Consider the following 14,510-nt stretch of genomic DNA (forward strand, 5'->3'; position numbering starts at 1 on the left):
ACACCCAAAAGGGTGTGCAGGTTGGCAAAACGGTGGGGAAGTTTCGGTTACTGGCTGCGGACGCCCAGCCCGGCGAGCATGCCCTCGCAGCTGCGCACGACGAGCCGGGCGACGTCGGAGACGGCACGGCTGGACATCGGGCTCTCCGCCCTGCGCTGCCAGCGGGTGACGGCGTCGAGCGCCGCGGCACGCAGCTCCTCGTAGCCGGCCGTCGGTTCGAGACCCAGCCGCGCGGCCGCCGAGCCGCCGTCGCCACCGAGCAGCGTCTCCGCCTCCCGCAGCGCCTCGACCGGCAGCTTGACGGTGCCGGAGCGCAGCGTCGAGAGCAGGCGCAGCTCGGCGAACTCGTGCGCCCCCGCGAAGATCCGCTCGACCTCGGCGGCGAGCGGCGCCGTGTCGGGCCGCGGCTCCCTGGTCAGCACGAGGTCGATCGCGAGCAGCGCGGACCGCGCCTTCAGCAGGTCGCGGCGCTCGGTGAACTGCGTGGCGAGCACCGAACGCAGCTCGTCGAGACCGCTGCGCTTGACCAGCTCGTTCGAGATCTGGCTGGGGTCGTTCATGCCCTGCCTGATCAGCGTGGTGCCCAACCGCACCCCGAACAGCCCGAACCGGTCCATGAGCTTCGCCCTGGTCTCCGAATCGGGGACGTCCAGCTCGGTGCGGGAGAACCGGTCGACAGAGAGCAGCATCCCGTCGATGTCGGCCCGCGGCAGCTGGGCGAGCGCGCTGAGCGCCGTGAACTCGTGCTGGCGCATCGTGCGCCCGGTCTGGGCGAGCAGCCCGGCCACGGCGACAACGGTCTGGCACAGGCTGCGGATCTTGTCGTCGGCCCGGTAGCGGCGCGCGATCCGCCGGGCCGAGCTGAGCGCGTCGAGCCTGCCGACCCCGATCTCGTCGGCGCGCGAGAGCACGGCGATCGTGTTGATCGGCGTGGCCCGCGCGACGCCCTGGTCGTAGAACGACTCGAGGAAGTGCACGTCGGTGGCGTGCAGGTGGCGCATCAGGTAGATGACGGCGTCGGCCTGGCTCGGCGAGTCGTCAGGGGCGAGGAAAGCGCCCGCACGCGACGACGTGTCCTTCGACAGCGATGCGATACCGGGGGTGTCGATCAGCGTGGTGGTGCGCAGGCTCTGCGACGGCCACTGCACCTCGAGCTTGTCGACGTCCTCGACCGGCATGCCCTGCAGGTCGAACGAGAGCGCGCCGCCGCTGCGGCTGATCGTCAGCTGCTTCGGCGGCGAGCTGCGCGGAAACATCATCACCTTGGGCACCTGGGCGTCCTGGTACCAGGTGACGATCCGGGTGCACTCGCCCGCGTCGGTCGGCGCGATCTCCTCGCCGACGAGCGCGTTGAGCAGCGTCGACTTGCCCGCCTTCACCTTGCCCGCGATGGCGACGCGCAGCGGCTCGTCGAACCGGGCGAGGTTGTGCCGCAGCCAGCCGGAGGCCTGCGGGCTGTCCTGGTAGGCGTCGATGGTGCGCCGCAGCAGGGCCCGGACGACGGCGCCGAGCGCGGGGGGCGGGGTCTGGACGCTCACAGCGACTTGCCCGATCCGACGGCCGCGGCCTGCTGCCCCTCGACGAGCGCCTTCGCCCGCGTCGCGAGCCCCTCGATGCGGCCGATCTCGGCCTTGAGGTCGCGGATGCGCTTCTCGCGGTCGGTCGTCGTGGTCTTCACCGCGTTCTGCGCCTGCAGGACGGAGCTCGCGAGCGACGTGCTCACCTCCTCGGCGAGCGCGCTGAAATGGTCGCGCAGCTGGCGTTGGGTGCGCCTGAGCATGTCGCGGGAATCCTTCCCCACCTGGAACGTGACCTCGTCGATGTGCCGGCGCACGGCCATCTTGCTGTCGTTCTGCCGCTTCTGGAGCAGGCGCTTCTTCTCGTCGCGGATCTGCTTGCCACCGAAGAGCACACCGGCGCCGATCGAGAGCGGGTTGAGCATGCCGAGGCCGGCGACGGTCGTCGCCATGCCGATCATCAGCATGCCGCCGTAACCACCGCGCATACCGCTGAAGAGCTTGCCCCCGATGCTGAACTTCTCCGATTCCGGCTGCTCGAGCGGGTCGACCTTCTTCGCCATGCCCTCGTCGTCGAACTTCAGGTCGGGCAGCGCCACCTCGGCACCCTCGGCGAACAGCTCGGCCACCTGCGTCGCGAGCCAGCGCGCACGCTCCGCCGCCCACACGAAGTTCGCCGATGCCGCGGAGGAGACCTGCTGGTGGAACCACTCGGAGAACTGTTCCCAGATCTCGGCGGGGTCGGCGTCGTCGATCAGCTGCTCGGCCTCGCGCTGGATCGAGCGCAGCCGGTCGCGCAGGTCGTAGTCGATGTCGGACTGCAGGTCCTGCACGCCGTCGTTGAGCGTGATCTGCCAGCGTGACGAGCGCTCCTTGAGGTCGTCGGCGCGCGCCTTCGCCCGGGTGAGCTCCTCGACCATGTCCTGCATGCGTTCCGGGTTCTCCTGCACCGCCAGCTCGGCGCGCATCCCCGCGGCCAGCTGGTCGGCGATGGAGAGCACGTCGTGGCTGGTGGAGCGGCGGTCGAGGTCGTCGGACCTGGCGACGACCCGGCGCAGCAGGAAGTTCACCAGCTCGCGGAAGCCCGACTCGTCCATCAGCTCGGAGTCCTCGGTCTTCGCGGCGTGCAGCCGCAGCACCGACGACACCGGGAAGATCTCGGCGTCGAAGCCGGCCTTCTCGAGGTGCCCCTTGTCCAGCTCGACGATCCGCCGCCAGTGCGGGTACAGATCGGTCTTGGTGATCACGCACGCGACGTTGGGGCAGAGCTTCATGGCCGCTTCGAGGAACTCCAACTCGGGGCGGGTGTACTCCTGCGCCGCGTCGGAGACGAGCAGCACGGCGTCGGCGCTGGGCAGCGCCGACATCGTGGCGGCGCCGTGCGCCGAACCCAGCCCACCGACACCGGGGGTGTCGACGAGCACCAGGCCGCCGGAGAGCAGCTTGCGCGGGATCCCCACCTCGGCGTAGGTGATCAGCGCCTTGTTGCCGGGGTTGCCGGCCTCGGAGACGTACTCCGCGAGCTTGCCGACCGGGACGTCGATGCGCTCGGGCTTCGAGTCGTCGCCCTTGTCCCTGATCAGGGTGACCGACGTCGTCTCCGCATGCTTGACGACCGTCGGGACCGCCGTCGCCACGTCGTCGTCGACCGGGCACACCGGCGCATTGACCAGCGCGTTCACCAGCTGGCTCTTGCCTTGCTTGAACTCACCGACGATCAGGACCCGAACGTCGGGGTCGGCGAGCCGCTTGCGCGTCTGCAGCAAGCGGGCGCCGAGATCGGGGCGCTCATACGCCGTTGTCGCCTTGAGGGCGAGGTCGACGAGGTCGACCGCTGCCGGAACTGCCACGGCGTGCCCGCCTCCCTCATGCCCGCTTCTGCGGGCGCGTCACGTCTGTTGCTCGTCCATGTCCTACGCCTGCCATCACATACGACGACGCCGGCCCCGCCACACGGGGGTCACCCAATGTGTGGCGGGGCCGGCGGTCGCATCACCCGGAAGGCTACTCCCGGCCGACCGGGCGGCCCTCCGGGACCGTGATCACTCAGAGGTCGACGTGCTCCGAGCTGTTGTCCGTGGTCTCGACCTGCGTGTTGAACGAGTCCTGCGTCGAGCTGTCCGTCGAGGTGTTGCCGGAGTCGTTGATGCTGTTGTCGGTCTCGTTGTTGAACGAGTCCTGGACCTCGACCTGGCTGTAGTCGTTGCCGACGTTGTCCAGGCTGTGGTCGCTGTTGTCGTTGCCGACGTTGTTGAGGCTGTTGTCGGTGGTGGTGGCCGAGGAGTTGCCGCCGGCGGCGAACGAGCTGCCGTCGTCGACGTTGACGTTGCCGTCGATCTCGGTGCTCACCGCGTCGCCGCTGCCGAAGCTGGTGGTGGCGCCGTCGCCGTTCACGACCTGGTTGCCGTCGCCGTTCACGTTGCCGTCGCCGGTGATGACGTCACCGTTGATGTCGTCGCCGGCGCCGACCGCGCCGTCGCCGGAGACGACGTTCGAGTCGATGTCGATGTCCTGGTCGAACTCGCCACCGCGGTTGTCGATGTTCTGGTTGATCGAGTTGTCGACGATGGTGTCGCGGTCGTCGATGTAGTTGTTGTTGATGTACGTCGTGAGGTAGCGGACACCGGCCTCGTGGTCGGACTCACCCGGGTGCGGGCGCGGCGCGGGCGGCGGCGGCGGGACGTGGATGTGGTTGCCACCGGTGTTGGTGTCGTTGTCCTGGAGCAGCACGAGCGCGTCCTGGATGTCCTCCGGGCCGGGGTTGCCGCACGATGCGAGGAAACCCTCCGGGTCGTCCTTGAACGCAGCGAGCGCGTTCGGGTCGCGGAAGAGGTTCAGCAGCATTTCGATCAGCGAGGTCGACGCGGTCATCGCGGGTCATCTCCCAGAGTCGGTGTTCTGTTCGGGCCACCGGGCGGCCCGGCGTTGATGAGAAATCTATGGAGATCGGCCGCCCGGGCCATCGGGGATCGTCCAGAGTCCTGACCCGGGCCCGGTGGGGTACGCAGAAGGCGAATGCTAGGGGGATCGGGGGTGGGGGCCCACCCCCTGATCCGGGGATCCGTGGGGGATTGCGGGGGAGCCCGGAATGTCATCGGGGGATCTGCACACGACCGGGTGATCGCAGGTCAGGGCGGGTCGTGTCGTGGGTCGGGTGCTGGGGGCACACGAAAACGCGCCCACCGAGAACCGATGGGCGCGCAAAAGCTTGGAATAGAGACGGGGAATCGCTCAGGCGTCGCCGAACGCCGTGTCGTCGTGGTGTGCCGGGACCTCCGGGGCCGGGCTCCCGGCCAGCGGGTCGACCGCGCTGCCGTCGTCCGGGCCACCCTCCTCGATCCCCCGCTCCTCGAACCCGCCGTCGAGGGCGATTCCGTCGGCTCGGTCGACCCAAGGGTCGGCATCGTCGAGATCGGAGCGGAATGCGGGATCGTCCCCGTCGCCGTGACCGAACGTCGAGCTGTTGCCCGAGCCGTTGCCCGAGCCGGCGCCAGGGCTGTTGCCGCTGCCGAAGTCCGTGACGGGCGGCTGGTGCGCCGCGCCGTCGAAGCCCGGCCCGTCGACGTCGACCAGCTGATCGACGAAGCCCCCGTCGTCCCCATAGGGGTCGGCGCCGAACGGGTCGGGCTGCGCGATTCCCGCGCTGGACACGTACCGGGTGAGGTACTCGACGGCGGCCTCGTGGGGGTCGCCGTGCACAGGTCCGGGCGGCGGCGGCACGCCGTGCGTCCCGGCGGCGCCGTAGTCGAGGTCGAAGCTCGCCGTCTGGGTGTCCTCGATCAGCACCAGCGCGTCGTGCACGTCGTCGGGGCTGAGCCCGTCGAGGCCGTGCCTGCTCAGGGTGGCCGTCGGGTCGGCGGCGAAGTCGGTGCGCAGCGCGTCGTCGCTCGACAGCGCGCGCAGGAACTCCATCAGCGACAGCGTCTCGGCCATGGTGATCGTCTCCGGTCCTCGTCGGGCCCGCCGTCCGGACGGAGTGGCGGCCCAGCTTCAGACGTTATGTCCGCATCGGCGGTGGGCCATCGGGGATCGAGCAGGGTCCGTCCGGGTCGGGATCGGGGGCCGGCGCCGCACCGGTTAGGGAGTAATGGGGGATCGGCGTCCTGTCCAATCGGGTCACCCCACCGTGGACGGCGAGAGGCCCCGCCCCCGGTCCGGATCCGGGGTGGCGGGGCCTCTCTGGGGGGTGGCTCAGGCGTCGACGAAGGTGTCGCTGTTGTCGGTGTAGTCGCTCGAGCTGTTGCCGGAGTCGTCGATGTCGATCGACGTGTGCTCGTTGCCCGAGTCGTTGATGCTGTTGTCGGTCTCGTGGTTGAACGCGTTGTCGTACGAGGTCTCGCTGTAGTCGTTGCCGACGTTGCTCAGGCTGTGGTCGCTGCTGTCGTTGAAGGAGTCGTTCGTCGAGTTGTCGGTCGTGCTGGCCGACGAGTTGCCGCCGATGGCGAACGAGCTGCCGTCGTCGACGTTGACGTTGCCGTCGATCTCGGTGCTCACGGCGTCGCCGCTGCCGAAGCTGGTCGTGTTGCCGTCGCCGTTCACGACCTGGTTGCCGTCGCCGTTCACGTTGCCGTCGCCGGTGATGACGTCGCCGTTGATGTCGCCGCCGGCGCCGACCGCGCCGTCGCCGGAGACGACGTTCGAGTCGATGTCGATGTTCTGGTTGAACTCGCCACCGCGGTTGTCGATGTTCTGGTTCACCGAGTTGTCGACGATGGTGTCGCGGTCGTCGACGTAGTTGTTGTTCACGACCTGCGTGATGTACTCGGCCGGGCTCTGGTGCGGCTCCGGCGCCGGCAGAGTGACGTGGCCGCCACCGATGTGGTTGCCACCGGTCTCGTAGTCGCGGTCGAAGCTCGCCTCGTGGTTGTCCTCGTTGATGAGGGTCAGCGCGTCGACGATGTCCTGGTTCGACAGGTGGTCGAAGCCGTGCTCCGCGAGCGTCCCCTGCGGGTCGTCGTTGAAGTCCTGGCGAAGGTCGTCGTTCCAAAGGAGGCTGCGCAGGAACTCGATGAGGTTTGCGGACATGAGTGACTACTCCATTGCTTCGTGGGGAACGGCCGACTCCCCCGGCCGGCGCAGCTAACAAGTTAGGGGGAGGGCGCCCTGCGGCAATCGGGGATCACCCAGGGTCGTGGATCGCTCCGTTCGGGGATGGGGGATCATCACCCGTTAGGGGGTTTCGGGGATCCCGCCACACGTTCGGGTGTACGCCCTGTGAAGGGGCTAACGGACGACCGGGATACTTCGATGGCGATGAAGGGGCCGCTCCGGCAACGGAGTGGCAACGTCGGGGCTTAAGGGGAAGTTTCATGGGGTACCAGCTCGGGATCGACCTGGGAACGACGTACACCGCAGCTGCGGTCTGCCGTTCCTCCGACCACGGCTGGGTGGACCCTGAAGTCGTCACGCTCGGCACCCGCAACGCGACCGTCGCATCCGTCCTGTTCATCGGGCCGGACGGCGGGGTCGTCGTCGGGGAGGCCGCCGAGCGGCGTGCCATCACCGACCCCGACCGCGTCGTGCGCGAGTTCAAGCGCCGCATCGGCGACCCGACACCCGTTGTCGTCGCCGGACGGGCGTGGGCGCCGGAAGAGCTGTCCGCACGCCTGGTCAGGTGGGTCGTCGATCGCGTCGCCGAACGCGAGGGCGGCCCGGCCGAGCAGATCGCCGTCACCCATCCGGCCGCATGGGGGCAGCACAAGAAGGAGCTGCTCGCCGGTGCGCTGGCCGGGCAGGGCCTCGCGGTCACCTTCCTCGCCGAGCCGCAGGCCGCCGCGCTGCACTACGCGGAGGCCGAGCGGGTGGGCCCAGGCTCGACGATCGCGGTCTACGACCTCGGTGGCGGGACGTTCGACGCCGCTGTGGTCCGCAAGGCCGACCCCGCCGCGACCGCGGCCGGCCTCGTCGGGTTCGGGCTGCTGGGGCGCCCGGAGGGGCTCGAGCGGCTCGGTGGCATCGACTTCGACCAGGCCGTCTTCGAACACGTCGTCGAGGGGCTGCCCGGTGCGTTCACCGACCTCGACGAGAGTGACCCCGAGGTGCTCTCGGCGGTCGCGCGGATCCGTCGCGACTGCACCGACGCGAAGGAAGCGCTCAGCAGCGACACCGACGTGTCCATCCCGGTCATGCTCCCCGGCTCGCGCGGATCGGTCCGCCTGCACCGCAGCGAGTTCGAGAGCCTGATCCGGCCCTACGTCGAGGACACCGTCGAGGCGCTGCGCAAGGCCGTCGGCTCGGCCGGGCTCGCACCCGCGCAGCTCACGGCGGTGCTGCTGGTCGGTGGCTCCTCGCGCATCCCGCTCGTCGGGCAGCTGGTCTCGGAGCAGCTCGGCCGCCCCGTTGCGGTCGACGCCGACCCCAAGAACGCGATCGCGAAGGGCGCCGCCCTCGCCATCTCGCCGAAGCCGGTCGAGGTCGCCGCCCCGGCGCCGTCCCGGCGCGCCGCCGCACCGGCCGGAGCCGCCGGCGCCGCAGCGGGAGCCGCCGCGATGGCCGCCGGCAACATGGCGCCACCGCGTCCGCCGCGCCCGTCGCTGCCGAACACGCCGCCGCCTGGCGTCGACCGCACCGGTGCGCACCAACGCCAGGCCGGTCCGCCGCCCGGCGCGCACCAGGCCGGCCCGTACCCGACCGGGGCGCACCAGCAGGAACAGCAGTTCACAGGCTCGCACCGGTCCCCCGGCGGCCACTCGCACGAGTCGGCGAACTCGCTCTACACGGGCTCGACAGAACGGCCGCCGGAGCGCCGGTCCCGGCACGCCGCCGCACCGCCGCCACCACCGGAGCCGGACGACGACTGGGAGTACGACGCCGAGCCGGAGCAGCGCAAGCGGCCCGTGGGGATGCTCATCGGCGTAGGTGGCCTGCTCGCCGTCGCCGCGATCGTGATCGCCGTGGTCCTCTCGCAGAACTCCGGGAACCCCAGCACCACGCCGGCCGGCAGCTCCACCGAGTCGACCTCCAAGCAGCAGGACCCCGGGCCCGCGCCTACCCCGCACCAGGGCACCAACGGTGGTGGGAAGACCGCCACCCGCGGGCCCGACGCCGGCCCCGTCGAGCCCCCGCCGCCGTCCGCGGACACCAAACCGACGACCACCACACCGACCACCGCACCGACGACGACGGCGAAGCCCACGACGCAGGATTCCGAGCCGACAGCACCGGCCGACGAGTCGGCCGGTGCCGCAGGGCCGCCGCCGGCCGGACCGCCGACCGGCGGCACCGGGAATCTGCCCTCCGCCGCTCCGCCGGCCGTGACCGGACCGACCCCGGCGTCCGACGGCGTCGCACCGGCAGCTGCGAACCAGCCTGTCTCCACCGTGTCCGCCCCGGCGTCCGCCGAGACCGTCTCGGCGTAGTACGGGCCGGTAGTCCGCCGTTCGGGGGGATCCCCCCGAACGGTGTCACGATCATCGATCCCGCGGCGATGAAGGTGCGGGTGGCGCAGGGGGTTGCGCGTGGTCGTGGGAGGGAAGTGAGCGATGCTCCGGTTGGGGTTCGCTGTCATCGGTCTGGAAGTCGCGGCTCTTGTGGTCGCCGTGCTGGGATTCGGGTGGCCGGTGCTGCTGATCGGCGGACCGTTGCTGCTCGGGACGGTGCTCGTGCTGCTCGTCTGCTGGCTGTTGACGGTGCCGCGGCGCAAGCTGCAGGAGCATCGGGCGAACCGCTGGGCAGAAGCGAACGCGGACGTCGCAGCGGCGCCGCAGCGTGGTCTGATGAGCGGCTTCTTCGAGATCCCCGTGCAAGGCGGTCCGGTTGATGACGTACAGGAAGCCCGTCGCTGAGCGGCTGTCCTCCGGGATCCTGATCCGGGCCGCGCGGCAGGAGGAGGCGGCCGAGCTGCGCGAGCTCGCGATCCGGTCCAAGTCCTACTGGCCCTACCCAGCCGATTTCCTCCGCCGCTGGGCCCGCCTGATGTCGCTCACGCCCGAGGTGATCGCGTCGAACGACGTGCGGGTCGCGGAGCGCGGGGGCGTCGTCGTCGGCTTCTCGACGGTGCTGCGCCGCGGCGCGGTCGCCGTGCTCGACGACCTGTGGCTCGAACCGGACGAGATCGGCTCCGGTACCGGGCGGCTGCTCTTCGAGGACGCCGTCGAAGGCGCGGCTGCGGCCGGGGCGCGGCTGCTGGAATGGGAGGCCGAGCCGTACGCCGTCCCGTTCTACGAGCGGATGGGCGGGATCCACACCGGGTACGCCGACTCGCCGCTCGGGCGTCCCCTCCCGACGATGCACCTGCCGCTTTGAGGGGCATCGGAGTGGCCCAGTGCCGCGAGGCCGCACCCGAGCAGGCATGCTGAACAAGTGGTGATCGGCTTGATCGTCGCCGTGGTGGCGATGGTCCTCAACAGTGTCGGGGCGCTGCTTGCCGCCGATGCCGCAGGCCGGGCCACCCGAAAGCGGCCGATCGCGGTGCAGCCGCGCTACCTGCTGGCCTTGTTCGTCGACCTCTGCGCGTTCCTCTTCACGGTGGTCGCGCTGCGCCAGCTGCCCGTCTTCGCGGTGCAGGCGGTCATCGGCGGTTCCATCGCGCTGACCGCTGTGGTCGGGGCCCGGCTCAACGACACCAGGCTCGACCGCCCCACCCGGATCGCCGTCGCGACCTGCGTCGCCGGCCTCGCCGTCGTGGCCGCGAGCGCGGGCACGGAGGCGCCGCCCGTCACCGCGGGGGTCGTCGACGCCATCCTGATCACGGTGGTGCTCGTGCTCGCCGTTGCAGTGCTGGTGCTGCGGCAGTACTCGCGCGCGTGGCCGCTCTCGATCTGCGCAGGCATGGGTTTCGGTGGCATCTCGCTCGCCGTGCGTGCCGCGCACGTCGAGGTGGGCCCCGGCTTCTCGTTGCTGGCGCTGCTCGGCCAGCCGGGCACGTACCTCGTCGTCGGCTTCTGGCTGGTCGGCATGGTGGCGTGGTCGGCGGCGCTCGCACGGGGGAACGTCGGCACGGTCACCGCGCTGCTCGTCGTGACCCAGGTGGTGCTGCCGGGCATCGTCGGGATCGTGCTGCTCGGCGACCCGGTGCGCGAAGGGTGGACCTGGCCGTTCATCCTGGGTCTCCTCACAGCCGTCGCCGGTGTCGTCGTGCTGACCAGCCGCCCGCAGCGCCCGCGCAGATCACGGGTGCGCTAGTTCCGTTTCGTCCATGACGCCCGGCGGTCGCGGGGGCCACCATGTCCCCATGCCGACTTGGGACGACGTCGTGGAGATGGCCATGGCACTGCCGGAGGTCGAGGTGTCGACCTCGTACGGCACACCCGCGCTGAAGGTGAAGGGCAAGGGCTTCGCCCGGCTGCGCACCGAGGCCGAGGGCGGGCTCGTGCTGATGTGCGAGATGTCGGAGAAGGAGGCCCTGCTCGCATCCGGCGACCCGGCCTTCTACACGACCCCGCACTACGACGGCTACGGCTCCATACTCGTCGACCTGGAGAAGGTGGGGCGCGCGCAGCTCGGCGAGCTGGTGGAGGACGCGTGGCGGCACCGCGCGCCGGCCAGGGTGCGCGCCGCCTACGACACCTGAGCCGCCTGAGCCACCGCCCATTCCGCGCGGGTCAGGGCGTACTCCACGTCGCCGTGCTCCGCGCCCTCGATGCCCACCGAGTCGGGGTCGTCGAACGTCTTCACGAAGCGCAGCCCAGCCTTCTCCATCACGCGCCGCGACCCGGTGTTGATCGTCATCGTCCACGCGACGACCCGCTCGACACCGAACTCGGCGAAGCCCTTCTCGACGACGGCGCGGGCACCTTCCGCCCCGAACCCGCGGCCCCATGCGGCCTTGTTGAGCCGGTAGCCCAGCTCGACCTCACCCGGTGCGGGGTCGTGCGCGGGCGGCCTGAGGAAGAACCAGCCGAGGAAGGTGCCCGTCGCGCGTTCGATCGCGGCCCAGTACCCGAACCCCGGCGTGGTGTCGTACCAGCGCCGGTAGTTCGGGATGTGTTCCGTGCGGATCTCCTCGGCCGTCAGCTCGATCGTCGGGGTGAGGTAGCGCATGACGTCCGGGTCGGTGCTCAACGCGAGGAGGTCGTCGACGTCGGCCTCGGTCATCCTGCGCAGGACGAGCCGGTCGGTTTCGAGGTAGATCCGCACCACGTCATTCTCGCGCGGGGCGCGATCAGGTTTCGGAGAGGACGGCGCGCAGCCGGGTGGCGAACGTCGCCGGGTCGTCGACGAAGGCGATGTGACCGCCGCCGAACATGGTCGGCTCCGTGCCGAGCAGCGCGGTGAGCGCCCGTGCCGAGCGGTCGCAGAAGTTCCCCGCTGAGTCCTCGCCGATGCCGATCAGGACGCGGGCGTCGACCGTGCGCAGCCGCTCGACGTCGGGCATCCACCGGGTGGTGGGGCGGAGCATGCGGGTGTACTGGTAGTCGTCGTCGGCGACGGCTTGCGCGTCGCGGTCGGCGCCGACCATCTGCTCGAACACCGGCTCCGGCACGTGCATGTCGGCCATGTCGAAGAACATGCGCCACGCGCCCCTGATGTCACCCGAGAGGTAGGTGGTGATCATGTCCTCGGTCCGCGCGGCGAGCTCCGCGTGGTCGTCGACCACGCCCTGCAGCGGCGGCTCGTGCGCGACCACCGTTCCGACCAGCTCCGGGTGGTCCTGTGCCAGCGCGAGCACGCTCACGGCGCCGCCGCTGGAGCCGAGCACGTCGGCCTTGCCCGCGTCGAGGTGCGTGATGAGGCGCGCGAGGTCGTCGGCGCGCAGCTCGGGTGTCGAGTCGGCCCCGCGGTCGTCGACGGAGCTGCGGTTGATGCCGCGCGGATCCGTCGTGAGCACGGTGTGGTCGGTGGCGAGCAGGTCGGCGAGAGGCCCGAACGAACGCGCGTCCATCGGGGCGGCGACGAGCACGACGAGCGGGCCGCTGCCGCGGACCTCGTAGTAGAGGTGCGCGCCGGGGACGTCGAGCACGTCGGTGGTGATCGTGTTTGTCATGGCGGGTAGGACTCCCTCCGCGGCGCCGAGTCATCGCGAACGAAGAAGAATCTTGCGTCACACAGGTCGCCCGCCGGGGTGGGTGGTCGGGGGTGCCAGGAAAGCCACTTTCCTGGCAACGTGTGCGTTGCGCACGCATCCCCTCGCGGGTAGGTCGCGCCGTGCGGCCGGGGTGGGCTGTACGGAACGGCTCACCCGGCGCCACATGGAACCCCTGTGGCGGGCTTGCAACGTTGCACGGCCGCCACAAGGTTCCATGTCGTGGATGGGGGCAGGGTCAGCGGGCGCTCGCTCACGTCTGGACGTGAACGACTGCGAGTTGATCAACCCGGGGCCAGTGGGCCGCGCCGTGCGGCAGGGGCGGGCTCCCGGGGGTTGGGAGCGGGGTCGCACTTTGCACACCGGGGGGTGTGCTTTGCACATGGTCGGCCATGTGCACGGTGTGTCGACGGTGCGCAACGTCCACCTGAGCGCGTTCACGAAGGGGCGGGCCCGAGCAGGTCCCATCGGTTGCCGGCGACGTCGAGGAAGACGACCACCTGTCCGTACTGCTCGGTCCTGGGCTCGCCGAGGAACTCGACGCCGGCCGCTCGCATGCGCTGGTAGCGGGTGTCGAAGTCGTCGACGTGGAGGAAGAAGCCGACCCGCCCGGCGTGCTGCTGGCCGATCCCGGCGACCTGGTGCTCGCCGTCGGCACGGGCGAGGAGGATGCCCGTCTCCGCACCCGGCGGCCGGACGACCACCCAACGCTTGGGCCGGCCGTCGTTGGTGCTCGCCGGTGAGTCCTCGACCAGCTCGAACCCCAGCGCCCGGGTGAAGAACTCGATGGCGTCGTCGTAGTCCTCGACGAGGATCGCGGTCAGCTGCAGGAAGGCCATGAGCGTCACTGTTGCAGCGCGGGGCCGCAAGTGGGACCGGATGGCGGCGAGGGCGGTGTTCAGTTCGGAGGTGTACGGCTCTCCGGGGTCCAGCGGGTGGGCGCGGACGAAGGTCTCGATGCCGGCACGCAGGCCGGCCAGCACGTCCGGGACCAGGAGAAAGTCTGAGACTTGATGATCAGCCAGGCTCCACGTACCGGCGGTCGTTGCTCAGCTGCCGACGCAATGAAGTCCCGGATCCTGGCGGTCTTCGGTGGAGCGCCGCCGTAGAACGCCACCTACCGTTGAGCCCCTTCCCTTGGGGCGGCTCGCCGATGAACCTGCAGTTGGCCTCGACAAAATCATCCGGAACACCGGCTACGAGTTCGAGCGCGGCCACGTCGCGCACGAGCAGGATGTTCGGCGGGAAATCCTCGGAGTCGATCGTGAGGGCCACCCGTGGATTCGCGGCGAGCGACTTCACCTTCGGGGCGTTGTGAGCGGATCCCATCGCGAAGTCGTTGCCATTCCACGTGTAGCCGATGGGGATCACCCGCGGCGAACCGTCCTTCGCCGTGTCGGCGAGACGGGCGTGGATCGGCGCCCGCAGCAGCTTCTGCGCTATCGGATCGCCGAGGACGTCGTTGATTTCTGTGCTGTTCGCCTAGGCAGCCTGAGCCGTGTTGAGAAAGTCCTGATCGCGCTCTCCGTGCCCAGATCGTCCCTGGCGGCTCGAACTCGGCACAGCCGCCCCGACCGGGTACGCGGTGTCGATTGTCTGGGTACGACGGATCGGGGCGGCGCCTTGCCAGGAACGATCTGGATCACGAAGAGCATCGATCCTGACTTCCTAAACACGGCTTAGCGGCATCGCACCACCACCTGACGTGACAGACGTTGGCAGTTGATGACGACCCGCGCCCGGCACATCAACGACCACACGGTTCCACGAGGCGCCCGCCCGGGCATGGCGGAACTGCCTTGGTTTTCGAGTTCGTCGAAAAGTGTTGGCTCCCCGGACCACCGGTGGTCACCCTGTGCGGGTCGTCGATCGGGTTCGTCACTGACTACCCGTGAAGATCCCGGTCGGCGGCAGCGCGTGATGCCGGGCGTGTGTGCGTCCGTCCGGCCGGTGGGTCGCTGCCTGTGGCGCGACGTGCCTCGTTCGTGGTTTCCACACGTCATTCGACACCGTTCCGGGAGCGATCGATC

Annotated in this window: 14 protein-coding genes; 5 read left to right on the top strand and 9 right to left on the bottom strand. The window is 70.1% G+C overall.

From position 1 onward, the window contains the following. Window positions 1-47: 47 nt before the first annotated feature. The 5 genes from LL648_RS05755 to LL648_RS05775 form a co-directional block, all read right to left on the bottom strand. Window positions 48-1,538, bottom strand: a complete 1,491-nt coding sequence (locus LL648_RS05755) for a dynamin family protein (RefSeq protein WP_232661349.1) — start codon at window positions 1,536-1,538, stop codon at window positions 48-50. Next, window positions 1,535-3,367, bottom strand: a complete 1,833-nt coding sequence (locus tag LL648_RS05760; protein ID WP_232661350.1) for a dynamin family protein — start codon at window positions 3,365-3,367, stop codon at window positions 1,535-1,537. The genes LL648_RS05755 and LL648_RS05760 overlap by 4 nt, the downstream gene beginning before the upstream one ends. A 196-nt stretch (window positions 3,368-3,563) precedes the next feature. Beyond that, on the bottom strand, window positions 3,564-4,388 hold the full coding sequence (locus LL648_RS05765) for an IniB N-terminal domain-containing protein (RefSeq protein WP_232661351.1): 825 nt from the start codon (window positions 4,386-4,388) through the stop codon (window positions 3,564-3,566). 360 nt (window positions 4,389-4,748) lie between these two features. Then, window positions 4,749-5,450, bottom strand: coding sequence for an IniB N-terminal domain-containing protein (locus LL648_RS05770; protein ID WP_232661352.1), 702 nt, complete (start codon window positions 5,448-5,450; stop codon window positions 4,749-4,751). Between the two features lie 258 nt (window positions 5,451-5,708). After that, on the bottom strand, window positions 5,709-6,542 hold the full coding sequence (locus LL648_RS05775) for a hypothetical protein (protein ID WP_232661353.1): 834 nt from the start codon (window positions 6,540-6,542) through the stop codon (window positions 5,709-5,711). Window positions 6,543-6,826: 284 nt separating this feature from the next. Between LL648_RS05775 and LL648_RS05780 the strand changes: the two genes are divergently transcribed. The 5 genes from LL648_RS05780 (at window position 6,827) to LL648_RS05800 (ending at window position 11,028) form a co-directional block, all read left to right on the top strand. After that, window positions 6,827-8,875 (top strand): Hsp70 family protein, encoded by a 2,049-nt coding sequence (locus LL648_RS05780; RefSeq protein WP_232661354.1) that lies wholly within the window; start codon window positions 6,827-6,829, stop codon window positions 8,873-8,875. A 123-nt stretch (window positions 8,876-8,998) separates the two neighbouring features. Continuing rightward, a complete protein-coding gene (locus LL648_RS05785) occupies window positions 8,999-9,301 on the top strand; it encodes a hypothetical protein (protein ID WP_232661355.1) in 303 nt (100 codons plus the stop codon). Further along, complete coding sequence (locus LL648_RS05790; RefSeq protein WP_232661356.1) at window positions 9,276-9,761, top strand: GNAT family N-acetyltransferase; 486 nt, start codon at window positions 9,276-9,278, stop codon at window positions 9,759-9,761. Before LL648_RS05785 ends, LL648_RS05790 begins: the two co-directional genes overlap by 26 nt. A gap of 57 nt (window positions 9,762-9,818) precedes the next feature. Further along, the gene (locus LL648_RS05795) at window positions 9,819-10,640 is read left to right on the top strand and encodes a hypothetical protein (RefSeq protein WP_232661357.1); all 822 of its coding nucleotides are present in this window, start codon (window positions 9,819-9,821) and stop codon (window positions 10,638-10,640) included. 49 nt (window positions 10,641-10,689) lie between these two features. Continuing rightward, a complete protein-coding gene (locus LL648_RS05800; RefSeq protein WP_232661358.1) occupies window positions 10,690-11,028 on the top strand; it encodes an MmcQ/YjbR family DNA-binding protein in 339 nt (112 codons plus the stop codon). Here LL648_RS05800 and LL648_RS05805 read toward each other — a convergent pair. The 4 genes from LL648_RS05805 to LL648_RS05820 form a co-directional block, all read right to left on the bottom strand. Beyond that, window positions 11,016-11,594: a GNAT family N-acetyltransferase gene (locus tag LL648_RS05805; protein WP_232661359.1), complete on the bottom strand. Its 579-nt coding sequence runs from the start codon at window positions 11,592-11,594 to the stop codon at window positions 11,016-11,018. The two genes, LL648_RS05800 and LL648_RS05805, sit on opposite strands and share 13 nt — an antisense overlap. Before the next feature lie 25 nt (window positions 11,595-11,619). Continuing rightward, complete coding sequence (locus tag LL648_RS05810) at window positions 11,620-12,441, bottom strand: alpha/beta fold hydrolase (RefSeq protein WP_232661360.1); 822 nt, start codon at window positions 12,439-12,441, stop codon at window positions 11,620-11,622. A gap of 476 nt (window positions 12,442-12,917) precedes the next feature. Further along, a complete protein-coding gene (locus tag LL648_RS05815; protein WP_441344300.1) occupies window positions 12,918-13,463 on the bottom strand; it encodes a VOC family protein in 546 nt (181 codons plus the stop codon). Window positions 13,464-13,497: 34 nt separating this feature from the next. Further along, entirely contained in the window at window positions 13,498-13,947 is a 450-nt protein-coding gene (locus tag LL648_RS05820) for a pyridoxamine 5'-phosphate oxidase family protein (protein WP_308190264.1), read from the bottom strand. Between the last annotated feature and the right edge of the window lie 563 nt (window positions 13,948-14,510).

Source organism: Pseudonocardia sp. TRM90224, from assembly GCF_021245725.1.
Taxonomy (GTDB): domain Bacteria; phylum Actinomycetota; class Actinomycetes; order Mycobacteriales; family Pseudonocardiaceae; genus Pseudonocardia.

Coding starts and splice junctions, on each gene's coding strand:
- LL648_RS05800 (WP_232661358.1), top strand. CDS start 10,690: ATGCCGACTTGGGACGACGTCGTGGAGATGGCCATGGCACTGCCGGAG.
- LL648_RS05780 (WP_232661354.1), top strand. CDS start 6,827: ATGGGGTACCAGCTCGGGATCGACCTGGGAACGACGTACACCGCAGCT.
- LL648_RS05785 (WP_232661355.1), top strand. CDS start 8,999: ATGCTCCGGTTGGGGTTCGCTGTCATCGGTCTGGAAGTCGCGGCTCTT.
- LL648_RS05765 (WP_232661351.1), bottom strand. CDS start 4,388: ATGACCGCGTCGACCTCGCTGATCGAAATGCTGCTGAACCTCTTCCGC.
- LL648_RS05790 (WP_232661356.1), top strand. CDS start 9,276: ATGACGTACAGGAAGCCCGTCGCTGAGCGGCTGTCCTCCGGGATCCTG.
- LL648_RS05810 (WP_232661360.1), bottom strand. CDS start 12,441: ATGACAAACACGATCACCACCGACGTGCTCGACGTCCCCGGCGCGCAC.
- LL648_RS05775 (WP_232661353.1), bottom strand. CDS start 6,542: ATGTCCGCAAACCTCATCGAGTTCCTGCGCAGCCTCCTTTGGAACGAC.
- LL648_RS05770 (WP_232661352.1), bottom strand. CDS start 5,450: ATGGCCGAGACGCTGTCGCTGATGGAGTTCCTGCGCGCGCTGTCGAGC.